The organism is Sinisalibacter lacisalsi, from assembly GCF_014640115.1.
In the GTDB taxonomy this organism is placed as follows: domain Bacteria; phylum Pseudomonadota; class Alphaproteobacteria; order Rhodobacterales; family Rhodobacteraceae; genus Sinisalibacter; species Sinisalibacter lacisalsi.
This window is the reverse complement of the sequence record NZ_BMGI01000004.1, coordinates 197,530-219,344: the sequence shown is the minus strand read 5'-3', so window position 1 is coordinate 219,344 and position 21,815 is coordinate 197,530. Positions and strand designations below refer to the sequence as shown.

The following is a 21,815-nucleotide window of genomic DNA, read 5'->3' as shown; positions in this document are numbered from 1 at the left end:
GTCTAACCCCTTTCAGGAAAACGAAAATACGCCGCGATGCGGCGCGCCCAAGGCGGCGTGAGCGGGCTTTCGAGCACCGCGTGCCCCGAATAGGCATGGATGAAGCTGGGCGCCGCGCCCATCTCGGCGAGCAGGCCGAGGTGCTTGGCCACGGCGCTCCGGCGCATGCGAAAGACGATCAGGTCGCCCGGCCGCGCGGCCTCCGGCCCGACCGGGCGCAGCAGCGCCGCGGCACCGTCAAGCAAGGTTTCCTCGCCGCGCGCCTCGGCCCAGTCCGGCGTGTAGGGCGGCACCTCGACCGGCTCACCGCCGATCACCTCGCGCCAGACCCCGCGCACCAGCCCGAGGCAATCCGCCCCCGCCCCCTTGCAGGAGGCCTGGTGCACGTAAGGCGTGCCGATCCAGCCGCGCGCGGCGGCCACGATCCGCGCACCCTGCCCCGCTGGCTCGCTCATTTGCCGCGCCCCAGGGAGGTGGCCGCCCCGTCACGCACCCGGATGTTGATCGCCTGGTCCTCGCCGGGAATATCGGGAAAGCCCCGGTAGTTCAGGAAGTTGGCGAACTTGTCCTTGCAGGTCTCCGGGCGCTTGTCGCAGCCCGCCTCCAGCCGCACCTTGTCGCCCGTCGCGATTTCGGCGCGCAGCCCTTGCCACAGCTCGATATTGCGCAGGCCGTCGGCCAGCCGGTCGGCCTTGATCGTCGCGACAAGGCCCTTGGCGGCCCCGCTCAGCACCACCAGCCGCCCGCTCGCAAACCATCCGTCCGCGAAGGCCTCAAAGCCCGCGATCCGCAAGCGTCTCTGCGCCTCGCCGGCCAGCACCACCCCGGCTGCGGAAAAGGCCGGATCGGCAAGATCGACCTTGCAACCCGCATCGCCCAGAACCGCCGCGCAGGGCACCTGGTAAACCCGCCCCTGCGCCCGGTTGAGCGCCTCCGAAAGCCCCACGAGCTCGGCCCGAAACGCCCCGCCGCCACGCGTGATCTCGCCAAGCTGGCCGCGAAACATCAGGTGGCGCTGCTCCGGCGCGGCCCAGTTCACCAGCCAGGCCCGCACCTCGGCGCCGTCGTAGCGCCCGGCACGGATATCTGCCTCCGTCACCGCCGCGTCGGACAGCGCCCCCAGCGCCTCGGAATTGTCGATCGAAAGCCCGGTGGTCTGCTGCAAGGCCCGCGCGCTCAGCCCGGTATCGGCCCGGAAGGTGATCCCGCCGAAAACCACATCCCGGTCGTGATCGGTGAAGCCCAGCACCCGCCCGTCGCGCCGGGTCAGCGCCCAGCAGCGCGCCAGCGTGGTCACGCCGCCGGCCAGATGCGCCTCGAAATCCTGCGCCAACGCCATCAGACCCGCACCTCCACCACCGGCACGCTGGGCACGTCGCCCGCCTTGAACGAGGCCACCGAGGTTTCGATCCGGTCGGTGGCGAAACGCACCGGCACGTCGAACTCGAACCCCGCGGTCACCTCCGCGCCCGCGGCCGGCGGGCTGGCGAAGGTGACGATCCCGGTCGCGGTGTCGACCTGGTAATGCACCGTCTCCACCAGCGCGTCGCCGTGCAGCCCGAGCCTGACGCTGCCCGCCACCGGCTTGTGGACCGGGCGGTCATAGCTGGACTCGCCCGAGCGGTAGGTTTTCACGAGTTGAAACGCCGTGGTCTCGCCATCGCCCATGGCGATCAGCTGGTCGCGATAATCGACCTCCTTCGACGGCTGGCAGGATTTGAAATCGGCCCAGTCCTTCCAGCGAAAGCCATAGAGCTGGCCCCGCCGGGCCTCGAAGAAGGAGATCAGCGTCTCAAGATCGTCGAGCGAACGCATGCTCACGCCGGCGTCGTAGCGGCGGCGCGAATGCGCCCAGGGCGTGTTGCGCTCCTCGTAACCATTGGCGAGCGTCACCACCTCGGTGCGCCGCTCGGGGCCCCCGACGGAGCCGAAACTGAGGTTGGGCGGAAAGCGGATTTCATGAAAATTCATCGGTTTACCCTTCTCAGCTGAAGCGTTTTCCACGGGCGATCGCGCGGCTTACCTGCGCCGCGATCTGCCCCTGCGAGCGCCGGAACCCCTCGACGTCGGGGGTGGTGATGTTCATCGTCACCTGGATCGGTCGCCCGCCGCCCTCGAGCTGCACGCCGAGCTTGCCATTCGCCCCGCGCGCCAGTGGCATGATCGCCTCCGGCCCGGCCTCGCCCATCAGCCCGGTGCCGCCGCGCATCGGAAAGGCCACCGGCCCCGACACCACGCCACCGCGCGCGAAGGGCATCACCCGGCCCTGGCTGAAGGCGCCGCCCTTGGCGAAGGGCAGGAGCGCGTTCATCATCCCGCCCACCGCCTCGGCCATCAGCCCGCCGGCGTGGTTGGTCACCGGGCGCACCGCCGCGTCATAGACCGTGTCGATCATCGTCTGGCGCAGCGAGCGGAAGGCGTCCGACAGCGTCATCGAGCCGAACACCAGCCCGTCGAGCGCGCTCTTCAGCCCCCGGCTGAACCCGCCCGAAAGCACGCCCACGTCGGTCGAGAGCCGGTCGACGCTCGCGCCCATCCGGTCCAGCTCGCCGCGAAAGGCCGCCGTCATCGCGCTGGCGCCCTGAAGGCTGCTCTCCAGCGCTGCGATTTGGTCATCGAACCCGTCGATCCTGTCCAGGTCAGCCATGTCTCAAAACTCCGTTTCCTGCCCCGACACGCGGTCGGGAAATGCCCGCGCCAGTTCTTCCAGACGCGCCCGCCCGAGCGGCGCGGTGGCGCCATCGACCCCGAGCATCAGCATCAGTTCCGCCGGGGTAAGCGCCCAGAACTGCGCCGGGGTCAGCCCGAGCCCCCTGAGCCCCAGCCGCATCAGCCCGGCCCAGTCGAATTTCACCGCCCCTCTCCCTCGCCCGGCACCGCGAAGGCGCGGGCGAGAAGCTGGCCCGCCGCCCGCGCGGCCTCCACCGGACCGCCCGCGATCTCGGCCGAGACGAGGTCGGCGGCGCGCCCGCGCCACCCCCCGCCGCGCAGGCCCGCCACGATCAGCGCCAGAACGTCGCGGGAGGAAAACGCCCCGCCCTCGAACCGTTCCACCAGCGCCACCAGCGTGTCCGCGCCGAGACTGTCCTCAAGCTCCGCCAGGGCGCCGAGCGTGAGCTTGAGAACGTGGCGCTCGCCGTCGATGGTCAGCGCCACCTCGCCGGTCCAGGGATTGGCCATGCTCAAAGCGCCGTGAAGGTGAGCGCGCCCGCCGAGGCCATGCTGATCTCGTAGCTCGCCTCGCCGTTGTGGCTGCCTGCGTATTCCAGCGCGGTCACCATGAACGGCCCTTCGATGATGCCGAAATCGGGCACGATGACCTGGAAGCCCGGCACCTCGCCGTCGAAGAAGATCTGGCGCGCACGGGCGTCGGTCGCGGCGTCCTTGAACACGCCCGAGCCCGAGATCGCCGCCGATTTCACCCCGGCGCCGCCAAGCAATTCGCGCCAGCCGCCCTGGCTTTCCAGCGAGGTCACGTCGACGGTTTCGGCGTTGAAGCTGATCCGCGTGGCGCGCAGCCCCGCGATGGTTTCGAAAGAGCCCGCATTGTCCATGTCGAGCTTGATGAGAAGGTCTTTGCCGTTCTGGGCAACCATGATGAAATCTCCGTGAAATGAGGGGGTTGTCAGTCGTCCTGCACCCGGGCGCGGAAAACGAGATCAATCCGCCGCATGTCGGCGTCCTGAACCCGGCGCGCCCGCGCGCGGTGAAAGTTGAGATAGACCAGCGCGCCGCGCGACAGCGCGAGCTGCGCATCCACCAGCGCGTCCGATACCGCCGTGGCCACCGCCTTGGCGGCGTTGAACCCCGCCGCGTCGGTCACCACGCTCACGGTGATCTCGTGCAGCGCGCCGTGGCCGGTCTTGTCGGAGGCCTCGCGCACCTCTTCCGGGCCGAGGCTCACATAGGTGCCCGACACCAGCCCCGGCGGCACCGCGTCGTAAACCGCCCCGCCCACCAGCGCGGTGAGCGCCGGATCGGCCTGCAGATGCTGGTAGACCGCCGCTTGCAGCGCCGCCGCCACGCCATAGGTCATTGGCTCACCTCCTCTTGCGCGAAACAGGTCAGGTAGCGCGCGCCCGCGTCGGCCTCGGTCACCGCGAGAATGCGGAAGATCCGGCTGCCGGCGCGAAAGCGCTGTTCGGGGCGGGGCCGCGAGGGCGCACCTTCGGGAGCCGCGCGCAGGGTGATGCGCAACGGCACCCGGGAGACGGTCAGGGTCTCCAGCGCCCGCTCGCGCCCGGTGCCCGGCCGGATCTCGGCCCAGTGCTCGCCGAGCGGCACCCAGGTGATGCTGTAGCCCCCGGCGCCATCCGCCACGCGGTCGGGCGCTTCCAAGGTCAGCTTGCGGTTCAGGACGGGCGTCTTCACAGCACACCTCCACCGAACAGCCGCACCGGACGGTAGCGCGCGATCAGCGCCGCCACGCCGGCAGGCATCTCGGCCTCGCCTTGCCCGGTGCCGCGATCCTCGTAGAACCGCGCCGCCAGCAGGAAAACGGCTTGCGCCAGGTCGGCCGGCACGTCGCCCCATGCCGGCCCGAACCCGGCCGTGAACCCGATCACCGCGCTGCCGCCGACCGGGATCACCGGCAGGGTGAAGCCGGTCGCCACGAGGCGCGGGCGGTGCTGGTCCAGTTCCAGCCGGTAGCGCGAAGGATCAACCACCTCCTCGCCCCCGAGCCGGTCGGTGATGGTCAGCGTGGTGAGCGCGCTCACCGGCGCGAGGGGCAGCGCCTGCGCGCCGAGATCGCGCCAGGCGGTTAGCGTCCAGCTGAAATCGCGCGCGATCAGCGCCTTGCCTGTGCGCGCCTCGATCGCCGAGATCGCCGCCCGCAGGAACGCTTCGAGCACCGTGTCCTGCACCCCATCATCGGCAAACCCGGTGCCCAGCCGCAAATGGTGCTTGAAATCCGCGACCGGCAGGGCCGCGCCCGGCACTGTGGTCTGCTCGACTAACATCATGGAACTTCTCCGAAATTCGGGCCCCTCACATCACCAGGAGTGGGCGCGCGCCGCCTGCGTCGCTCGGACGGAGGGGGAGCAGCTAGACAACGCAGGGCCAAAAGGCGCGCGCCCACGTTCCGCCCCCGCCGAAACGGCGGAGGCGGAGCCGGTTACGGGATCAGGCGGCCGAGAACTTCAGCAGCTTGATCGCCGCGAAGTCGCTCACGTCGCCGCCCACGCGCTTGGTGGCGTAGAACAGCACGTGCGGCTTGGCCGAGAACGGGTCGCGCAGGATCCGGGTATCGGGGCGCTCGGCCACGGTATAGCCGGCCGCGAAGTTGCCGAAGGCGATCGCGGTGGCATCGGCGGCGATCTCGGGCATGTCTTCCGCGATCAGCACCGGGTAGCCCAGGAGCCGCGCCGGATCGCCCGCCGCGAGGCTGTCGGACCACAGGAAGCGGCCGTCGGCATCCTTCATCTTGCGCACCGCACCCGCCGTCTTCGAGTTCATCACGAAGCTCGCCCCCGCGCGATACTCGGCATCGAGCGCGTAGACGAGGTCGATCAGCGCGTCGGCGGGATCAACCGGGTCGAAACCGCCCGAGGTGCCGGTGGCGGTGTAGCCGAGCGCGCCCCAGGTCCAGCTGTCGTTGTCCACCGTCGGGTGGGTCAGGAAGCCGGTGGGCTTGTCCACCCCGTCGCCGTTGATGAAGGCATCCGCCTCGGCGCGGGCGAACTTGTCGGCCACACGGCCCGCGAGCCAGCCCTCGATATCGAAGGCGCTGTCGTCGAGCAGGCGCTGGCTGGCCTTGGGCAGGGCCGAAAGCTCGTGCAGCGGGATGGTGATGCGCTCGATCGAGGGCGTCGCGGTTTCGCCCACCGAGCCGGTCTCGCTGGCCCAGCCCGAGCCCACGTCGCCGTGGTCGATTAGCACGTCGTAGGAGGTGGCCTCCACCTGCACCACGTTGGCGATCGCGCGGATCGAGGCGGTCGAGGCGAGCACGCTGGCGATGCTGGCGGCGGTTTCGGGATCGACAAGGTAGCCGCCGTCCGACGCCACCGCGGTGTTCAGCGCCTTGCCTTCGAGCACGAGGCCGCGCAGGCCGTCATCGTCGCCGCTGCGCACATAGGCCTCGAAGGCCTTCTTGTGCGGCGCGTCGAGGTCGGCCTGGGCCGCCAGCACGGGGCGCGCGGCGGCGGCGGCATTGGGGAGGGATTTCCGGTCCAGCATGGTCAGTCGCTCTTCCTGTTGTTGAAGCCTTGTTGAAATGTCGTCCTGAAAGAATTTGATATCGCTCACGAAACCGGCCAGGGCGGTCTTCACCTCCTCGGTCGGAGACAGGCCCGCGGTTCTGCCCGCCTGGCCCTGAGCTTTGGTCTCTGTCTTGCTCATGGAATGTCCTGTCTTGAGGGTTCGGATCTGGCTCAGTCTCGGGCCAGCAGGTGGCGGGCGTCGTCGATGACGCGCGCAAGCTCGCGCAAGTCGGCGGCATCGGGGCTTTCGCCCTTGGCCCCCACCCGCGCGCTGGGCAGCATCGGGAAGGTCACCAGCGACACCTCCCAAAGCTCCAGTTCGGTCAAGAGCCGCTGGCCCTTGTCGTCCTTCGTGGCCTTCACCGTGCGGTAGCCGATCGAAAGCCCGTCGATGGCGCCCGCCGCGATCAGCGCGGCGGCCTCGCGGCCCCGGGCGACATCGGCGAGGATCCGGCCCTTCACGCGCAGCCCGCGCGCATCCTCGCGCACCTCGTCCCACACGCCGATCGGCTGGGCCGGGTCGTGCTGCCAGAGCATCTTCACCTGCCCGCCCTTCGCCGCGAGCGCGGCGAGCGAAACGGCATAGGCCCCGCGCAGCACCACGTCGCCGCCCCGGTCGGCCTCGCCGAAGTAGCTGGCATAGCCCTCGATCCTGAGGCCGCCCTCGACCGTTTCGGTCGTGCCCAGCGCCACGAATTTGTGTTCAAGCCCCAAGGGGGTGTGCGTCTCGTTCATCCTGTCGGTCCTCATTCGGCGTCGTCTTCGGAAAGCCTGGGCAGGCCGAGCAGCGCGCGTTTTTCGCCCTGCGTGAGAAAATCGGCCTCCGCCACGCGCCGCCACTGCTGGTCGCGTTCGGCCGCCAGCGCCGGCACCTGGTCGAGGTCGGGTTTCAGCGTCACCGCCTCGCCGCCGTGGCCCGAAAGCCAGTGCCCCAGCGCCGCCGTCACCTTGCCCACCATCGGAAGAACCGTCAGACGGTAGAAGGCGCGGTTGGCCTCCTGGTAGTTGGCATAGGTCGCCTCGCCCGGCACCCCGAGCAGCATCGGCGGCACCCCGAAGGCGGTGGCGATCTCGCGCGCCGCCGAGTCCTTGGTCTTGTGAAATTCCATGTCGGACGGGCTGAAGCCCATCGGCTTCCAGTCCAGCCCGCCTTCCAGCAGCATCGGCCGCCCGGCGTTGCGCGCGCCCATGTGATAGGCTTCCATCTCCGCCAGCAGCCGGTCGTATTGATCGGCACTGAGCGTGCCCTCGCCATCGGCGCCGCGATAGACGATCGCCCCCGAGGGCCTTGCTGCGTTGTCGAGCAGCGCCTTCGACCAGGCCGAGGCGGCGTTGTGCACGTCGATGGCGCTGGCCGCAGCTTGCATGGCCGAAAGCCCGTAATGGTCGTCCTGCGGGTGGAAATTGCGAATGTGACAGATCGGCGAGGCGCTCTCGCCCGCGTGGAACCGATGCTTCTTCGCCCCTACGGTGTAATCGTAAGCCACCGGCCAGCCGTCGGCGCCGGGCACGAGGCTCATCCGGTCCGAGCGCAGAACGTGCAGTTCCACCGGGCGGCCCTCGCCGTCGCTCACCGCCTCGACATAGGCGTTCCCCGTGAGCAGCAGCTGGCCATAGAGCGCCTCGAACAGTTCGGCCCGGCCCTGCAACGGGTTGGGCCGGGTGATGAGGTCGAGCACCGGGTGGCTCTCGAACCTGCAATTCGCATCCTGAAGCACCAGCGGCAGCGCGGCGGCGGCCTCGGCAATCAGTTTGACGGCGCGAAATCCCACCGGGTTGCCGCTGAAACCGGTGCGGGTGAGGCTCACGCTGTCGCGCGGACTCCAGGCCACCCGGCCCGAGCCGTGGTAGGCGATCACCGGCCCGGTGGCCGAGGCCTTCGCCTCCGGCGCCTGTGCCTCCGCCCGTTTCAGAAAGTCGAAAACCGCCATGCCGCCTCGCTCCTCGTGTCTCGTCTCGTGTTTCGTGCCGCGGGCCGCCCACCACCGGACAAGCCCCGCCCGGCCGCCCGGGGAAGGCCCGGTCGCCGCATCAGATCCCGCTGTCTCGAACCGCGCCGCCAGCCCGGGTGCCCCTTGCCTCGTCGCGATGGAGGCACTCTCGCAGGCAGGGTTAAAAATGCCTTTAACCCAGCGCGCGCAGCCGCGCCCGGCGCCCGTCATGCCGTGCCGGCGCGATCAGCAATTCATGGATCGCCCAGACCAGCGCATCCACCCGGTCGGGGCTGCCCTTGCCCTCGTAGCCGCGCATCGTCATCCGGCACATCTGGTCTTCCAGCTCCGGCAGCCCGCGCAGATGCGCCACCCGCCCCTGCTCGTAGAGCGCCGCCACCGGCTCGGCGCGCGCCACCTTGCCCCGGCTTGCGTGCACCGTGCGGATCGGCACGAGCGGGTCGATCTGGCGGATCACCTCGGCAACGAGATCGCCGCCCTGGTTCACCTCCGCGATCAAGCGGTCGGCGCCATGCCGCGCCATGGCCGCAAGCGCCGCCTCCGCCCAGACGCCGGGCTTCGCCGCCGCAACCGAGGCGTCTTCGAGCACCACCGCGCGCCACGCCGAGGCTGGCCCTTCCGTCACCGCCCCGACCACGACGATACCGCATTCATCGCTGCCCGCGTGGCCGGTCACCGGCGGATCGACCGCGACGACCACCCGGCTGAACGCGGCCGGCGGCGCCTCGCACCGCCCGGCCTCCAGCCCGGACGAGGTCCACAGCGCACCCTCGCTGTCCTCGATCAGGATGCCCTCCAGCTCCTGCCGCCCCAGCCGGGTGCCGCCATAGCGCGCGCGCACCTCGTCGAGAAAACTCGCCGCGAGGTTGGCCCGGTTAGCGTCGGTCGGGGCATGGGTCATCACCGTCGAGGGATTGGCGAGAACCGTCTTCAGCGCGCCGACGTTGCGCGGCGTGGTGGTGATCACCTGGCGCGGATCGTCCCCCAGCCGGAGTGCGAACTGCAGCATGTCCCAGGCCTCTTCGGCCCGCTTCCACTTCGCCAGTTCATCCACCCAGGCCGCATCGAACTGCGGCCCGCGCAGGCTTTCCGGCTCATGCGCCGAAAACGCCTGCGCCACCGCGCCGTTGGGCCAGACCAGCCGCCTTCGCGTGGCCTCCCACGTCGGGCGACGGTCGGGCGGCGAACAGGCAAGGATGCCGCTGTCGCCGAACACCATCACCTCGCGCACCTGGTCGAGGGTCTCGCCCACCAGCGCCACCCGCCGGGCGCGGCCCGGATCGCCCGGCCGCGCCCCCTCGACTTCGGCCCTCACCCATTCGGCCCCGGCGCGGGTCTTGCCCGCGCCACGGCCGCCGAGGATCACCCAGGATCGCCAGTCGCCCTCGGGCGGCAACTGGTGGGGCAGCGCCCAGAACTCGAACAGCCAGGGCAGCGCCAGAAGCGTCTCATCCTCCAGCCCCTCCAGAAACGCCGCCTGCACCTCGGTGCTTGCGCAGGCGAGCCAATCTGCGCCCGATTTCAGCGCGGGCTTCGTCAAGGTCGAGCCCCTCGCCGCGCCCTCCGGTTCCGTTCTTGCCATGGAGTTTTTCAATGCGATGCCTTTCTTCAAAAACGATCCCGATCGCCTTGCGCACGTCGGCCGAGGCCGCCTTGGCTTTCACCTCGGCGCCGCCTTTCCTGGCCTGCAACTCGTCGAGGATCGCGTCGAGTTCGCGCAGCACGCTCTCGAGATGCCGCTCGGCCACGTGCAGCAGGTTTCCGTCTGTGGCCTCTGTCCTGTTGGGGCGCTTTTCGCTCATTCTTGTTTTCGCCTCTCGTTGTGGTTGCCCCCGCGCGAGCGACACGAAAAAAGCGGCCACGGGCAAAGGCCCGGGCCGCTCAGTCATGTCTTCCAGCTTGGCGGAATTGCTACCTTGAAGCGTTCCGAATGTCAAATGCACGCCCTTAGGTTGCGTTCGCACGACTTATACTTTTTCAACCATTGCCGTCCCGCCCCCCACTCTCCCCCGCCCCTTGTCGAAACCGGAAAGTTCCTTTGCGCGGCAGGGGTTGCAGCCCAAACCGCCACCGATCGGACGGAACCCGCCCACCGCCTCACGAAAGCCTTGCTTTCCCTTTCCTTGCCGTGATTCCTGAGATAGGTTCGGGCGGCGTCCGGGTTGTCCCGGTCGAGAGGGGACGTGTACGGCTCGCGAGTAGATGAAACCGAATTTTGCGCTCGATCTCAGCCATGAGGGCATAAACCTGCTGCACCGCGGCAAGGGGGGCTGGACGCTGGTGGGCAGCGTCGCGCTCGACGATCCCGATATGGGCGCGCGGCTCGACGATCTGCGCCGCAGCGCCGCGATGCTGGAGAGCGGCGGTTTCACCACCAAACTCGTCATCCCCAACTCGCAGATTCTCTACACCACCGTCGACGCCGCCGGGCCCGACGATATTTCGCGCGAAGTGCAGATCCGCGCGGCCCTTGACGGCGTCACGCCCTATGCCGTGGGCGACCTGGTGTTCGACTGGCGCGCCGAAGGCGACCGGGCCCGCGTCGCCGTACTCGCGCGCGAGACGATGGACGAGGCCGAATCCTTCGCCTCCGAATACAAGTTGAACCCAGTGAGTTTCGTCGCCCGGCCCGACCGGGGCGATTTTTCCGGCGAGCCGTTCTTTGGCAAGACCCGCGCGGCCACCCGCCTGTTGCCGCCCAACGTGCGGGTCGAGCCCGATACCAGCCCGGTGCCGCGCAACCCCCGCGCGCTGGAACTGGAAGCCGGGTCTCGCATCGACCTGCCGGAAGACGAGGCGCCGGATGCCCCCGCGGCAGCCCCGGAATCCGAGGAAGTCCAGCCGCAGCCCGATGACGCGGCGCCTCCCGCCACGCCGGACTTGGACGAGTCCGCGCTCGCGCCCGACCTGCCCGAAACCGACAGCCCCGAACCGCCGCAGACCGCCGACGACGACAAGGCCGAGCGCCCGCCGAAACCCAAGCGCAAGCGGCAGAGCCCGCAGCAGGAGGGAGGCCGTGTGCTTCCCCCGGCGCTTGCCCCGTTCCCCCCAACGCCCGACGAGCTCGACGACACGCCGATGCCCCGGCCACGCAGTTTCGCGCCGTCGGCCAAACCGTCCAGGTCGTCCTCGCCCTCCGGGTCCAAGAGCGCCGAGAGCACCCAGGCAGAAGAAAAACCGCAGCGCGCGCCTGCACCGGCCACGGATGCGAAGCCGGCACCGCCGCCGATCGCCACCGACAGCACCGAAGACGCCTCCGGCAGCGATTCGGCCGCCCCTGCCGCGTTCCACTCGCGCCGTGCCCCGGCAGACGCGCCCGCCGACGGCCCCAACCAGCCCGGCAACCGCCTGAGCGCCATGCCGCCCCGGATCGGGATCGGCGCCCCCCCATCGCCCAAGGCCGGCCAGGCCGAAACCAGCGAACCGCCGGCCTCCAAGCCCCCGAGCACCGCAGCCCCGGCAACGCCCAACCCGGACGCGAAACCGGCGCCGCCTCCGATCTCCCTGCCCCCCGCCAACCAGATCCGCACCGGCATGGCCGACGCATTGTCGCGCCCGTTGCCAAGCCCCGACAAGCCGGTCGAAAAACCGGCCCCGGGCGGGCCGCTTGCATCGGGGCTCGCACGCACCGCCAAGGATCTGACCGCGCGGGTGGGCGACGGGCTGAAAAAGACCGCGCAGGCAACGAAAGACCGCGCCGAAGCGCGCCGCGCGCGGAAATCGGCGCAAGCCGAAGCGAAAGCGGCCGCCGAAACGCCGGCACCGGGAAATGTCGCGGATGAACCCGAGCAGCCCTCGGGCAAGCCCGGGAAGCTCGCCGGCCTGTTCGGTGGCCGCAAAGCCAAAATACGCAGCGAGGCCGAAGCCCAGCGCGCCCGCGAGGCCGAGGCGCTGACCGTGTTCGGCGCGCGCAAATCGCAAGACATGCGCGGCCGGCCGAAATACCTCGGCCTGATCCTCACGCTGCTCCTGTTGTTGGCAATGGCTGTGATCGCGGTCTGGTCAAGCTACGTGGTGAGCGATGGCGAAACCACCCTGTTCAATACCGACCCCGACGAGATCGCGGCGGTTGAGCCGGCGTCGCCCGAGGCCGCCCCGCCGGCCGAACCCGACCAGCCCGTTCCCGACGCGACGGACCCGCAGCCGCCGCTCGATTCGCCTGCCGTCCTGTCGCCGGAAGCCGCCGAGGCCCGCTATGCGGCCACCGGAATCTGGCAACGCGCGCCCGAACCGCTGGTCGGGCCCGACACCACCCGGCTGTCGACCCGGGACCTTGTCAGCCTTACCCCGGCAATGCCCGAGCGGCAGGAGCCGCCCACCCCCGAAGACCTTCCCGGCCAACTGCGCGACGCGCTGATGACCGCGCCGGTGCCGCCGCCGCCGCCCGGCACGAGCTTCGATCTCGATGAAAACGGGCTCGTGCGCCCGACCCCGGAAGGCGCCCTGAGCCCGACCGGGATTCTCGTGTTCGTCGGTCAGCCCGCGCGGGTGCCACCGCCGCGCCCCGCCGATCTGCCCGACGTGGCGCCGCCCTTCGCCCTGCCCGACGTGCCCAACCTGCGCCCGCGTCCGCGCCCGGCCGACCTCGTGCCGCCCGCACCCGAAGCCACCGTCGAAGACCCGGCGCCCGAGGCCGAGCCGCCCGCGCCCGAAGCCGACGAGCCCCCCGCCACCGACGACAACGCCGCGCTTTCGCCGACCGATGACGAGGCCGAGGCGGACGAGATCGACATCGCCGATCTCCGCCCCGAACCGCGCCCCGATGATCTGGTGGTATCGACCGCCGCGGCAAGCGACGCGATCGACGCGGCGGTGACCGACGCGATCGCCGCCGATCTTGTGAATCCCACCGAACTCGCCGTCGCCAGTTCCCGCAAACCCAGCCATCGGCCCACGGATTTCGCCACCATCGTCGATTCCGCCCGCGAGGCCGCCTCCGACGGCTCCCGCGTTGCCGCCGCACCCGCTGAGACGCGGGCAGTCGCCAGCGCCAGCGTCACGCCCGCGATCCCCACCAGCGCCAGCGTCGCCACGCAAGCCACGCTCAAGAACGCGATTAACCTGCGCGACATCAACCTGATCGGGATCTACGGCACGTCGAGCGCCCGGCGGGCGCTCGTGCGTCTGAAAAACGGTCGCTACGTGAAGGTCGAGGTGGGCGACACGCTCGAAGGCGGCCGCGTCACCTCGATCACCGCGAGCGAACTGACCTATCAGAAGGGCAGCCGCGCCTACAAGCTCGAGGTTCTGCCCCTGGGCTAGCCGCCGCAGCTGCCACGGCCCCGATCACCGGGCCGCGCTCAACTCGCCGCTTTCGATTTGCTCGCGCTCGATCGATTCGAACAGCGCCTTGAAGTTGCCCTCGCCGAAGCCGTCATCGCCCTTGCGCTGGATGAACTCGAAGAAGATCGGCCCGATCACGGTTTTCGAGAAGATCTGCAGCAGGATGCGCGTTTCACCACCGCCGAGCACGCCCTCGCCGTCGATCAGGATACCGTGGCGCTTCATCCGGTCGATCGGCTCCTCGTGGCCGGTTACCCGATCATGCGACATCTCGTAATAGGCATCGTTCGGCCCCGGCATGAACTTGAGACCGCGGTCCGCGATCGCATCGACCGAACCGTAGATATCCTCGGTGCCGACGGCGATATGCTGGATGCCTTCGCCGTTGTATTTCTTCAGGTAGGCCACGATCTGCCCTTCCTCGCCCCGGTCCTCGTTGATCGGAATGCGGATCTTGCCGCAGGGGCTGGAAAGCGCCCGGCTGTGAAGCCCGGTGAACTTGCCCTGGATATCGAAAAAGCGGATTTCGCGGAAGTTGAACAGGCGCTGGTAGAACTCGAACCAGCGATCCATGTTCCCCTGATGCACGTTGTGGGTGAGGTGGTCGAGGTAATAGAACCCCACGCCGGCGGGATGCGCATCGGCCAGCCAGTCGAACTCGGCATTGTAGGGGCTTTGCTTGCGGTAGCCCTCGATGAAATAGATCAGCGAGCCGCCGATGCCCTTGATCGCGGGCACGTCGAGCGTCTTGCCGGGGCCCTCGTAGGGCTCCGCCCCGTTCTTCACGGCATGGTCGAAGGCGTGGCGCGCATCCACCACGCGCCAGCCCATCGACGGCGCGCAAGGCCCGTGCTCCTCCACGAACCCGGCCGCGTGGCTGCCCGGCTCCATGTTGATCAGGTAGGAAATATCCCCCTGCTGCCACAGTTCCACCGCCTTCGTCTTGTGGGTGGCGACATGGACGTAGCCCATCTGCGCGAAGAGATCGCGCAAGACCTGCGGCTCGGGGTGGCTGAACTCGACGAATTCGAACCCGTCTGTGCCGGCGGGGTTGTCCTCGGTGATCTCGGCGGGGGCGGCGTTATGCGGAAATGGTCCCATGGTATCCTCCTGTTCGCGTTACTTGACAGGATGTCGCACCCGGTGCGAGAGTTTCACGCAAAAACACGCCCATCTCGCGAAACTTCCGCGCATTATCCGCACCCAGACATTAATCAACGCAGGTTTCCCGCATGCTAGACGAAATCGACTCCCGCCTGCTCGACAGCCTCCAGCGCGACGCCACGGTGACCGCCGAGGCGCTCGGCGCAAAGCTCGGCCTGTCCGCCTCGCAGGCCGGGCGCCGGCGTCAGCGGCTCGAAGACCAGGGCTATATCCTTGGCTACCGTGCCCGGCTCGATCCCGCCCGGCTCGGGCTGCACGTGCAGGGCTTCGTGCAGGTCCACATGGCCAGCCACGATCCGCAGGCCGCCCGCGCCTTCGCCCGCCTCGTCGCCACGCGCCCCGATATCGTCTCGGCCTGGACGCTCACCGGCGATGCCGACTACCTCCTGCGCGTGTTCTGCGACGATCTCGCCGGGCTCAACCGGCTGATCCACGAGGTGCTCCTGCCCCATCCCGCCGTCGCCCGTGTGCACAGCCAGATCGTGATGGACCAGCTCAAGCCCGATGCGCCGCTGCCGACCTGAGCGCGTTAACCGGCTGGCAAGGCGGGCGGGTTACCACTGATCCGCGAGCGCATATCGGGGCCCGACGAGTGACCTTTATCGAGAAACGCAACGAGATCCGCCCGGCCAGCGGCGAGGCGCCGTTCAGCCTCGACGAGGTGTTCTTTTCCCGCACCGATGATCGCGGCGTGATTCAGGCCGGCAACTACGTCTTCCGCCGCGTCGCGCATTATGACTGGGGCGAGTTGCTCGGCGCGCCCCACCGTTTGATCCGCCACCCCGACATGCCCCGCGCGGTGTTCTGGCTGATGTGGGATCACCTCAAACGGGGCGAACCGGTCGGTGCCTACGTCAAGAACCGCGCGAAGGACGGGCTGCACTACTGGGTCTTCGCCATTATCGCCCCGGCGCCCGACGGCGGTTATCTCTCCGCCCGGATCAAGCCCACGAGCCCGCTTCTCGGCCATATCGAGCGCCTCTACGCCGCCCTGCGCGCCGACGAGACGACCCAATATCTCCGGCCCGAGGACAGCGCGAAAGCCCTGGCCGATCGCCTCACCGACCAGGGTTTCGCCGACTACCGGCATTTCGCCGCCCACGCGCTCAGCGAGGAACTCCTCGCGCGCGACACCGGCCTTCAGGCGGTGCCCGACCCGCGAATCGGCGCCGCGCGCGCGATGCTCGCGGCCGCCGATCGGCTGCGGCAGGAAACCGAGGGGCTGGAGGCCGATTTCCACGAGATGCGCACGATCCCGCATAACATGCGCGTGATCGCCTCACGGCTCGAACCGACCGGCGGCCCGGTCTCCACCCTGTCGCAGAACTACGGCGCGATCTCGCGCGAGATGGCGGACTGGTTCGCCGAAAACGTCGTCGGCACCGGCAGCACCTTCGCCGCCATCGAGGGCACCATTCATCGCTCGATCTTCCTGCACGGCATGGCCAGGATCCTGCGCGAATGCGACCAGCAGCTCGATGCCGAACGCCGTCGGCTCGATACCGTCGATCTCACCACCGAGCGGCAGCTTCTCGCCCGGCAACACGCCACCTACCGGGCCAAATCCGCAAACGGACTCATTCGCGTGCGCGAAGAGGCCGACCGGATCGGCCGCGCCTGCAAGACCATGAACCGCCACATGTTCGGGCTGTCCTCCACCCGTGTGCTCAGCAAGATCGAGAGCGCCCGGACCCCGGGAGCCGGCGAAACCCTCGCGGAAATCATCCGCCAGCTCGCCGCCTTCCAGAGCCGTATCGGAACCCGGCTCGACCGGATCGCCGCCGAAAGCGCCGCCATCCTGCGCCTCACCGGATGAGCTCGTCGCAAGGCGCGCGGGCGGTCGTAAAACGCCATTCGCCCGCGCGGCGGCATTGCCAAAATCAGCGGCGGTTGCGATACCGTTTTCATGGACACTTTCCTGCTCGAAGCCACGATCTACCTGGCCACCGCCGTGATCGCCGTGCCGATCGCGGCGCGTCTCGGGCTTGGCTCGGTCCTGGGCTACCTGCTGGCGGGGCTCATTATCGGGCCGATCGCCGGAATCGTGAGCACCGACCCGACGGATGTGCGCCACTTCGCCGAATTCGGCGTGGTGATGATGCTGTTCCTCATCGGCCTCGAGCTCGATCCGCGCGCGCTCTGGGCAATGCGCCACCGGCTGATGGGCCTCGGGGGGTTGCAGATCCTGCTCACCACGGCCGCGGTCTTCGTCGCCGCGATCGCGCTCGGTCAGCCCTGGCCCACCTCGGTGGCCATCGGCATGACGCTGGCGCTGTCCTCGACGGCGATCGTTCTTCAAACGCTCACCGAGAAGGGGCTGATTCAGACCGCCGGGGGGCGTTCGAGCTTCTCCGTCCTGCTCACCCAGGATATCGCGGTGATCCCGATGCTGGCGCTCCTGCCGCTGTTCGCCATCGCCGGGGCCGCGCCCGAGGCGGATGGCGAGGGGCACGGCGCCCACGGCGCGCTCTCGCTGGTGGAGGGGCTGCCGGGCTGGGGCGTCACCCTCGTCACCCTCGGCGCGGTGGCCGCGGTGATCGTCGGCGGGCGTTACCTCATCAGCCCGATGTTCCGCTATATCGATTCCGCCCGCCTGCGCGAGATCAACACCGCCTTCGCGCTGCTCATCGTCGTCGGCATCGCGCTCCTGATGAGCCTCGTCGGCCTGTCGCCCGCGCTCGGCACCTTCCTCGCCGGCGTCGTGCTCGCCAACTCCGAGTTCCGCCACGAGCTTGAAACCGATATCCAGCCCTTCAAGGGCCTCCTGCTCGGGCTGTTCTTCATCACCGTCGGCGCCGGGATCGATCTTGCCGGTTTCCTCGCCGACCCGGTGCGCCTGATCGCGCTCACGCTCCTGCTCATGATCGGCAAGGCCGCGGTGCTCGCGATCCTCGGCCGGGCCTTCGGGCTGCGCGGGCGCGAACAATGGCTGTTCACCCTCGGGCTCGCGCAGGCCGGTGAATTCGGTTTCGTGCTGGTCTCCTTCGGGCTGCAGCAGGGGGTCTACACGGAAGGGCTGGGCAAAGACCTGCTGACCGTGATCGCACTGTCGATGCTGCTCACCCCGCTCGCCTTCATCGCGCATGACATCATGCGCCGCCATCGCATGGAAAGCGCCGCCAGCGTCGACGATGACGCGATCGACGAACAACACCGCGTCATCATCGTCGGCGCGGGCCGGTTCGGCCAGGTGGTCAACCGGCTGGTGCGCTCAGCCGGGTTCGAGACAACCTTGCTCGACCACAACCTCAAGCGCGTCCAGTTCATGCGCCGCCTCGGGGTGAAAACATTTCTCGGCGATCCCACCCGGCCCGACCTTTTGCGCGCTGCCGGGCTCGATACCGCGAAGGTGCTGGTCGTCGCGATCAACAACCCCGAAGGTGCAGTCAAGATCGTCCAGCATGCCCGCAAGCGACGCCCCGATCTCACCATCATCGTCCGCGGCCGCGATCGCGCCCATACCTACGAACTCCTCAACGCCGGCGCCGACAAGGTGGTGCGCGAGATGTTCGATTCGTCGTTGCGGGCGGGCCGCTACGTGCTGGAAAACGTCGGCCTGTCGGAGTTCGAGGCGGCGCAGGCCGAACACATCTTCTACCAGCACGACCGCCACACCATCGCCGAGTTGCGCGAATTGTGGAAACCGGGGGTGCCGTCGAGCGAGAACCAGGCCTATCTCGACCGCGCTATCGAACTGGAGCAGGACATCGAGAGCGCCCTCCTGACCCAGCTGTCAGATGAAGCGCTGGCCCGCGAAAAGGCCGCGCGCGACGCCGAGGAAGGCCCCTAGCCGTCCGAGACCCCGGCCTCGGCGAAGGTGGCCATGCCCGAGTGGCAGGCGACCGCCCCCTTCAGCACCCCGAGCGCCAGCGCAGCGCCCGATCCCTCGCCCAACCGCATGTCGAGCGCGAGCAGCGGCGCTTTGCCCAGGGCTTCGAGCAACCGGCCATGCCCGGCCTCGGCCGAACCGTGCCCGGCCACAGCGTGATCGAGCCCCCCGGCGCTGGTTTGCGCCAGCACCGCCGCCGCCGCGGTGCAGATGAAGCCATCGAGAATCACCGGGATACGCGCCACCCGCGCCCGCGCGATCGCGCCCGCCATCGCCGCCAGCTCGCGCCCGCCGAGGCAGCGCAGCGCCTCCAGCGCGTCGCCCTGCGCGCCCGGGTTGGCGGCAAGCCCCTCGGCCACGACCCGCGCCTTGAGCGCAAGGCCGGCATCGTCAACCCCAGTGCCCCGCCCCACCCAGTCCTCCGGCGCGCCGCCAAAGAGCGCATGCGCGAGCGCGGCCGCCGAGGTGGTGTTGCCGATTCCCATTTCACCGGTCACCAGAACGTCGGCGTGCGGGTCGACGGCCGCCCATCCCGCGGCAAGCGCCGCGACGACCTCGGCCTCGCTCATCGCCGGGCCGGCGGTGAAATCGGCGGTCGGCCGGTCAAGGTCCAGCGCGATCACGTCCATTTTCGCGCCAAACTCGCCGGCGAGCTGGTTGATCGCCGCGCCCCCCGCCTCGAAATTGGCCACCATCTGCACCGTCACTTCGGCCGGGAAGGCCGACACGCCCCGCGCCGTCACGCCGTGATTGCCGGCGAAAACGATCACCTGCGGCGCGACGATCCGGGGCCGCGCCGTGCCGCGCCAGCCGGCATACCAGATCGCGAGGTCTTCGAGCCGTCCGAGCGCGCCGGGCGGCTTGGTGAGCTGGCCATTGCGCGCCCGCGCCGCCTGCGCGGCCTCGGCATCCGGGCCGGGCAGTTCGCCGAGCAGCGCGCGAAACCCGTCAAGCGTGGTGAAGGGGGCATCGGCCATGGGGCTCTCCTGTTGAATCGCAGTGCCGACCTGCTTAACGAGGAAGACAGCCGCGCAAAACCCCCGAGGACCGCCATGTCGACCGAATCCGTACCACTCGCCCGCCCCGGCGACATCGCCGAGGCCCTCGCCCTTCTCACCCGGCTGCCGATGCCGGCACAGACCGAGCACCGCGGCGCGCAGGCCGCCTGGGCCTGGCCGCTCGCGGGGGTCGCGGTCGCGCTTCTCGCCGGGCTCGCGGGCTGGGGGGCACTCACCCTCGGTCTGCCGGTGGCGCTGGCCGCCGGGCTGATCCTCGCCACCCAGGTCGCCGCCACCGGCGCGCTGCACGAGGATGGGCTTGCCGACAGCGCCGACGGGCTCTGGGGCGGCCAGACCCGCGCCCGCCGCCTCGAAATCATGAAGGACAGCCGGATCGGCAGTTACGGCGTGCTCGCGCTCATCCTCTCCATCGGGCTGCGCTGGTCCGCCCTCGCCGCGATCCTCGACGCGGGCGCGCTGTTCGCGCCGCTCATCGCGGTGGCGGTGCTGTCGCGCGCGCCGATGGCCGTTCTGATGGCGGCGCTGCCGAACGCGCGTGGCGACGGGCTTGCCCAGAGCGTCGGCCGCCCGGCGCAGGACAGCGCAACGCTCGGCGTTCTCGTCGCCCTCGCCCTCGCCTTCGCCATCCTCGGCTGGGGCACATTGGCGCCGATCCTCTGGGCCGCGTTCGCCGTCATCGCGCTTGCCGCCATTGCTCGGGCCAAGATCGGCGGCCAGACCGGCGACATCCTCGGCGCGACGCAGCAGGTGGCCGAAATCGCGGCGCTCGCGGCGCTGGCCGCGACGCTGTGAGCGCCCCGCCACCCGGCTCACAAAACGAAACCGCCGCCCCGAAGGACGGCGGCTCGTGCACCTTTAAGAATTAATACGGCGCTCAGGCCGCGCGCGAGGTCAGCACATCGTCGACCTTTTTCTGCGCCGCCGATTCGTCGCCGTCCGACACCGCCGCCACCTCGCGGGTGAGCCGCTCCAGCGCCGCCTCGTAAAGCTGGCGCTCGGAATAGCTCTGCTCGCGCTGGTCGTCGTTGCGGTGCAGGTCACGCACCACCTCGGCGATCGAGATCAGGTCGCCCGAGTTGATCTTCTGTTCGTATTCCTGCGCCCGGCGCGACCACATCGCGCGCTTGACGCGGGCCTTGCCCTTGAGCGTGTCCATCGCCTTCGAGACGATATCGGGGCTCGACAGCCCGCGCATGCCCACTTCGGTGGCCTTGTTGGTCGGCACCCGGAGGGTCATCTTGTCCTTCTCGAAGGAGATCACGAAAAGCTCCAGCGTCAGCCCGGCGACTTCCTGCTCCTCGATCGAGATGATCCGTCCGACGCCATGCGCCGGGTAAACCACGAAATCGTTGGGGCGGAACTCGGGCTTCTTGGCTTTGCTCATATGTCTTGTCTTCCTCTTGTCTCCATCGGCCAGCGTCGAAAAGATGGCGCGGGCGGCGCGAACCTCCCGTCGTCACGTCTTTTCACGAGATGGAACGCGCAAATGGTGCACACGCACCCAACGCGTCACGGCCTCCGGCTTCATACCAAGAGTTTAATATAGCGCAGAATCGCCCGATTTCAAAGCGCCGCATTGCAGAACGCCCGAAACCGGCCTGTTTTGTCCGACCGCGCGGGGCGAATCAGCCGCCCGGCTTCTCCGAAAAATACTTTTCGAGCTTGCCGGTTTCGCCGTCGCGTTCCTCGGCCTCGGGCAACGGATCCTTCTTGGAGACGATCACCGGCCACAATTCGGAATACTTGCGGTTGAACTCGACCCATTTCTCGGCTTCCGGCTCGGTGTCGGGGCGGATCGCGTCGGCCGGGCATTCGGGCTCACAGACGCCGCAATCAATGCACTCGTCAGGGTGAATCACCAGCATGTTCTCGCCTTCGTAGAAACAATCCACCGGGCACACCTCGACACAATCGGTGTATTTGCAGGCGATACAATTATCGTTGACGATATAGGTCATAAGAACACCCTGGAAGCCGTGTGGTCGGGCCTAGCTAACCGTCTTCGCGGGATCAATCAAGTTGCCCGCGCTCATAAAGCCGTGCGTTGCGACGATCTTTCCCGCTCGGCCGCCCCCGCCCCTCGAACCGCGGCGCGGCGGGCGCGGGATCGGCGGCAGGGGTCTGATCGTCGTAGAGCGCCCGCGCTTCGGGCGCCGGGCCGCGCCGTTCCGATAGCGCCAACACCTTCACCACCCGAACCTGCCGCCCCTGCGGAAAGGTCAGCACATCGCCCGGCCCCACCGGCTGTGCCGGCTTGTGCACCTTGACCGTGTTCACCCGCAGGTGCCCGCCGGTAACGATCTTCGCCGCCAGCCCGCGGGTCTTGAAAAACCGCGCGTGCCAGAGCCACTTGTCGGCGCGCATCGTC

Annotated in this window: 25 protein-coding genes; 5 read left to right on the top strand and 20 right to left on the bottom strand. The window is 69.0% G+C overall.

Features of this window, described 5'->3' with window-relative positions:
• Positions 1-2 precede the first annotated feature (2 nt).
• The 15 genes from IEW01_RS13020 to IEW01_RS17695 form a co-directional block, all read right to left on the bottom strand.
• Positions 3-455, bottom strand: a complete 453-nt coding sequence (locus IEW01_RS13020; protein ID WP_188528380.1) for an NlpC/P60 family protein — start codon at positions 453-455, stop codon at positions 3-5.
• Complete coding sequence (locus IEW01_RS13015; protein ID WP_188528378.1) at positions 452-1,339, bottom strand: phage/gene transfer agent baseplate hub protein; 888 nt, start codon at positions 1,337-1,339, stop codon at positions 452-454. The genes IEW01_RS13020 and IEW01_RS13015 overlap by 4 nt, the downstream gene beginning before the upstream one ends.
• Positions 1,339-1,971, bottom strand: a complete 633-nt coding sequence (locus IEW01_RS13010; RefSeq protein ID WP_188528376.1) for a DUF2460 domain-containing protein — start codon at positions 1,969-1,971, stop codon at positions 1,339-1,341. The genes IEW01_RS13015 and IEW01_RS13010 overlap by 1 nt, the downstream gene beginning before the upstream one ends.
• 13 nt (positions 1,972-1,984) lie before the next feature.
• Positions 1,985-2,647, bottom strand: a complete 663-nt coding sequence (locus tag IEW01_RS13005; RefSeq protein WP_188528374.1) for an RcGTA-type gene transfer agent tail tape measure protein — start codon at positions 2,645-2,647, stop codon at positions 1,985-1,987.
• A gap of 3 nt (positions 2,648-2,650) precedes the next feature.
• Positions 2,651-2,854, bottom strand: a complete 204-nt coding sequence (locus IEW01_RS13000) for a rcc01693 family protein (RefSeq protein WP_188528372.1) — start codon at positions 2,852-2,854, stop codon at positions 2,651-2,653.
• Positions 2,851-3,180 (bottom strand): gene transfer agent family protein, encoded by a 330-nt coding sequence (locus IEW01_RS12995; RefSeq protein ID WP_188528371.1) that lies wholly within the window; start codon positions 3,178-3,180, stop codon positions 2,851-2,853. The genes IEW01_RS13000 and IEW01_RS12995 overlap by 4 nt, the downstream gene beginning before the upstream one ends.
• A 2-nt stretch (positions 3,181-3,182) precedes the next feature.
• On the bottom strand, positions 3,183-3,596 hold the full coding sequence (locus IEW01_RS12990) for a phage major tail protein, TP901-1 family (RefSeq protein ID WP_188528369.1): 414 nt from the start codon (positions 3,594-3,596) through the stop codon (positions 3,183-3,185).
• A 29-nt stretch (positions 3,597-3,625) separates the two neighbouring features.
• The gene (locus IEW01_RS12985) at positions 3,626-4,036 is read right to left on the bottom strand and encodes a DUF3168 domain-containing protein (protein WP_188528367.1); all 411 of its coding nucleotides are present in this window, start codon (positions 4,034-4,036) and stop codon (positions 3,626-3,628) included.
• Positions 4,033-4,371, bottom strand: coding sequence for a head-tail adaptor protein (locus IEW01_RS12980; RefSeq protein ID WP_188528365.1), 339 nt, complete (start codon positions 4,369-4,371; stop codon positions 4,033-4,035). The genes IEW01_RS12985 and IEW01_RS12980 overlap by 4 nt, the downstream gene beginning before the upstream one ends.
• Positions 4,368-4,964 carry a head-tail connector protein gene (locus tag IEW01_RS12975; RefSeq protein ID WP_188528363.1) on the bottom strand — a complete coding sequence of 199 codons (597 nt, stop codon included), beginning with the start codon at positions 4,962-4,964 and terminating at the stop codon, positions 4,368-4,370. Before IEW01_RS12975 ends, IEW01_RS12980 begins: the two co-directional genes overlap by 4 nt.
• Before the next feature lie 160 nt (positions 4,965-5,124).
• On the bottom strand, positions 5,125-6,339 hold the full coding sequence (locus IEW01_RS12970) for a phage major capsid protein (protein WP_188528361.1): 1,215 nt from the start codon (positions 6,337-6,339) through the stop codon (positions 5,125-5,127).
• Positions 6,340-6,371: 32 nt separating this feature from the next.
• Complete coding sequence (locus IEW01_RS12965; RefSeq protein WP_188528359.1) at positions 6,372-6,935, bottom strand: HK97 family phage prohead protease; 564 nt, start codon at positions 6,933-6,935, stop codon at positions 6,372-6,374.
• Between the two features lie 11 nt (positions 6,936-6,946).
• Positions 6,947-8,131, bottom strand: coding sequence for a phage portal protein (locus IEW01_RS12960; protein ID WP_188528357.1), 1,185 nt, complete (start codon positions 8,129-8,131; stop codon positions 6,947-6,949).
• Positions 8,132-8,324: 193 nt separating this feature from the next.
• Positions 8,325-9,677: a DNA-packaging protein gene (locus IEW01_RS12955; protein ID WP_229738279.1), complete on the bottom strand. Its 1,353-nt coding sequence runs from the start codon at positions 9,675-9,677 to the stop codon at positions 8,325-8,327.
• A complete protein-coding gene (locus IEW01_RS17695; protein WP_229738248.1) occupies positions 9,601-10,014 on the bottom strand; it encodes a hypothetical protein in 414 nt (137 codons plus the stop codon). Before IEW01_RS17695 ends, IEW01_RS12955 begins: the two co-directional genes overlap by 77 nt.
• A 340-nt stretch (positions 10,015-10,354) precedes the next feature.
• Between IEW01_RS17695 and IEW01_RS12950 the strand changes: the two genes are divergently transcribed.
• Positions 10,355-13,414, top strand: coding sequence for a hypothetical protein (locus tag IEW01_RS12950; protein WP_188528353.1), 3,060 nt, complete (start codon positions 10,355-10,357; stop codon positions 13,412-13,414).
• A 24-nt stretch (positions 13,415-13,438) separates the two neighbouring features.
• Here IEW01_RS12950 and hppD read toward each other — a convergent pair whose 3' ends face one another.
• Positions 13,439-14,536 (bottom strand): 4-hydroxyphenylpyruvate dioxygenase, encoded by a 1,098-nt coding sequence (hppD, locus tag IEW01_RS12945; RefSeq protein ID WP_188528351.1) that lies wholly within the window; start codon positions 14,534-14,536, stop codon positions 13,439-13,441.
• Positions 14,537-14,667: 131 nt separating this feature from the next.
• Between hppD and IEW01_RS12940 the strand changes: the two genes are divergently transcribed.
• The 3 genes from IEW01_RS12940 to IEW01_RS12930 all read left to right on the top strand — a co-directional run bounded on the left by IEW01_RS12940 (position 14,668) and on the right by IEW01_RS12930 (position 18,389).
• Complete coding sequence (locus tag IEW01_RS12940) at positions 14,668-15,123, top strand: Lrp/AsnC family transcriptional regulator (protein WP_188528349.1); 456 nt, start codon at positions 14,668-14,670, stop codon at positions 15,121-15,123.
• 68 nt (positions 15,124-15,191) lie between these two features.
• Complete coding sequence (locus tag IEW01_RS12935; RefSeq protein ID WP_188528347.1) at positions 15,192-16,415, top strand: PAS domain-containing protein; 1,224 nt, start codon at positions 15,192-15,194, stop codon at positions 16,413-16,415.
• 90 nt (positions 16,416-16,505) lie between these two features.
• On the top strand, positions 16,506-18,389 hold the full coding sequence (locus tag IEW01_RS12930; protein ID WP_188528345.1) for a monovalent cation:proton antiporter-2 (CPA2) family protein: 1,884 nt from the start codon (positions 16,506-16,508) through the stop codon (positions 18,387-18,389).
• On the opposite strand, the gene cobT is transcribed toward IEW01_RS12930, so the two are convergent.
• The gene (cobT, locus tag IEW01_RS12925) at positions 18,386-19,405 is read right to left on the bottom strand and encodes a nicotinate-nucleotide--dimethylbenzimidazole phosphoribosyltransferase (protein WP_188528343.1); all 1,020 of its coding nucleotides are present in this window, start codon (positions 19,403-19,405) and stop codon (positions 18,386-18,388) included. The genes IEW01_RS12930 and cobT overlap by 4 nt on opposite strands.
• A gap of 75 nt (positions 19,406-19,480) precedes the next feature.
• On the opposite strand from cobT, the gene cobS reads away from it, so the two are divergent.
• The gene (gene cobS / locus IEW01_RS12920) at positions 19,481-20,239 is read left to right on the top strand and encodes an adenosylcobinamide-GDP ribazoletransferase (RefSeq protein WP_188528341.1); all 759 of its coding nucleotides are present in this window, start codon (positions 19,481-19,483) and stop codon (positions 20,237-20,239) included.
• An 82-nt stretch (positions 20,240-20,321) separates the two neighbouring features.
• Here cobS and IEW01_RS12915 read toward each other — a convergent pair whose 3' ends face one another.
• From IEW01_RS12915 to IEW01_RS12905, 3 genes are all read right to left on the bottom strand, one after another.
• On the bottom strand, positions 20,322-20,831 hold the full coding sequence (locus IEW01_RS12915; protein WP_188528339.1) for a CarD family transcriptional regulator: 510 nt from the start codon (positions 20,829-20,831) through the stop codon (positions 20,322-20,324).
• A gap of 241 nt (positions 20,832-21,072) precedes the next feature.
• Positions 21,073-21,405: a ferredoxin FdxA gene (fdxA, locus tag IEW01_RS12910; RefSeq protein WP_188528337.1), complete on the bottom strand. Its 333-nt coding sequence runs from the start codon at positions 21,403-21,405 to the stop codon at positions 21,073-21,075.
• A 52-nt stretch (positions 21,406-21,457) separates the two neighbouring features.
• Positions 21,458-21,811 (bottom strand): RNA-binding S4 domain-containing protein, encoded by a 354-nt coding sequence (locus IEW01_RS12905; protein WP_188528755.1) that lies wholly within the window; start codon positions 21,809-21,811, stop codon positions 21,458-21,460.
• Positions 21,812-21,815 lie beyond the last annotated feature (4 nt).

Bases quoted from the DNA above. Each gene is read 5' to 3' on its own strand.
- cobT (WP_188528343.1), bottom strand. From the start codon at position 19,405: ATGGCCGATGCCCCCTTCACCACGCTTGACGGGTTTCGCGCGCTGCTC.
- IEW01_RS12940 (WP_188528349.1), top strand. From the start codon at position 14,668: ATGCTAGACGAAATCGACTCCCGCCTGCTCGACAGCCTCCAGCGCGAC.
- IEW01_RS12950 (WP_188528353.1), top strand. From the start codon at position 10,355: ATGAAACCGAATTTTGCGCTCGATCTCAGCCATGAGGGCATAAACCTG.
- IEW01_RS12975 (WP_188528363.1), bottom strand. From the start codon at position 4,964: ATGATGTTAGTCGAGCAGACCACAGTGCCGGGCGCGGCCCTGCCGGTC.
- IEW01_RS13005 (WP_188528374.1), bottom strand. From the start codon at position 2,647: ATGGCTGACCTGGACAGGATCGACGGGTTCGATGACCAAATCGCAGCG.
- cobS (WP_188528341.1), top strand. From the start codon at position 19,481: ATGTCGACCGAATCCGTACCACTCGCCCGCCCCGGCGACATCGCCGAG.
- IEW01_RS12990 (WP_188528369.1), bottom strand. From the start codon at position 3,596: ATGGTTGCCCAGAACGGCAAAGACCTTCTCATCAAGCTCGACATGGAC.
- IEW01_RS12915 (WP_188528339.1), bottom strand. From the start codon at position 20,831: ATGAGCAAAGCCAAGAAGCCCGAGTTCCGCCCCAACGATTTCGTGGTT.
- IEW01_RS12905 (WP_188528755.1), bottom strand. From the start codon at position 21,811: ATGCGCGCCGACAAGTGGCTCTGGCACGCGCGGTTTTTCAAGACCCGC.
- IEW01_RS12930 (WP_188528345.1), top strand. From the start codon at position 16,506: ATGGACACTTTCCTGCTCGAAGCCACGATCTACCTGGCCACCGCCGTG.
- fdxA (WP_188528337.1), bottom strand. From the start codon at position 21,405: ATGACCTATATCGTCAACGATAATTGTATCGCCTGCAAATACACCGAT.
- IEW01_RS12965 (WP_188528359.1), bottom strand. From the start codon at position 6,935: ATGAACGAGACGCACACCCCCTTGGGGCTTGAACACAAATTCGTGGCG.
- IEW01_RS12985 (WP_188528367.1), bottom strand. From the start codon at position 4,036: ATGACCTATGGCGTGGCGGCGGCGCTGCAAGCGGCGGTCTACCAGCAT.
- IEW01_RS12970 (WP_188528361.1), bottom strand. From the start codon at position 6,339: ATGAGCAAGACAGAGACCAAAGCTCAGGGCCAGGCGGGCAGAACCGCG.
- IEW01_RS12960 (WP_188528357.1), bottom strand. From the start codon at position 8,131: ATGGCGGTTTTCGACTTTCTGAAACGGGCGGAGGCACAGGCGCCGGAG.
- IEW01_RS12995 (WP_188528371.1), bottom strand. From the start codon at position 3,180: ATGGCCAATCCCTGGACCGGCGAGGTGGCGCTGACCATCGACGGCGAG.
- IEW01_RS13010 (WP_188528376.1), bottom strand. From the start codon at position 1,971: ATGAATTTTCATGAAATCCGCTTTCCGCCCAACCTCAGTTTCGGCTCC.
- IEW01_RS13020 (WP_188528380.1), bottom strand. From the start codon at position 455: ATGAGCGAGCCAGCGGGGCAGGGTGCGCGGATCGTGGCCGCCGCGCGC.
- hppD (WP_188528351.1), bottom strand. From the start codon at position 14,536: ATGGGACCATTTCCGCATAACGCCGCCCCCGCCGAGATCACCGAGGAC.
- IEW01_RS13015 (WP_188528378.1), bottom strand. From the start codon at position 1,339: ATGGCGTTGGCGCAGGATTTCGAGGCGCATCTGGCCGGCGGCGTGACC.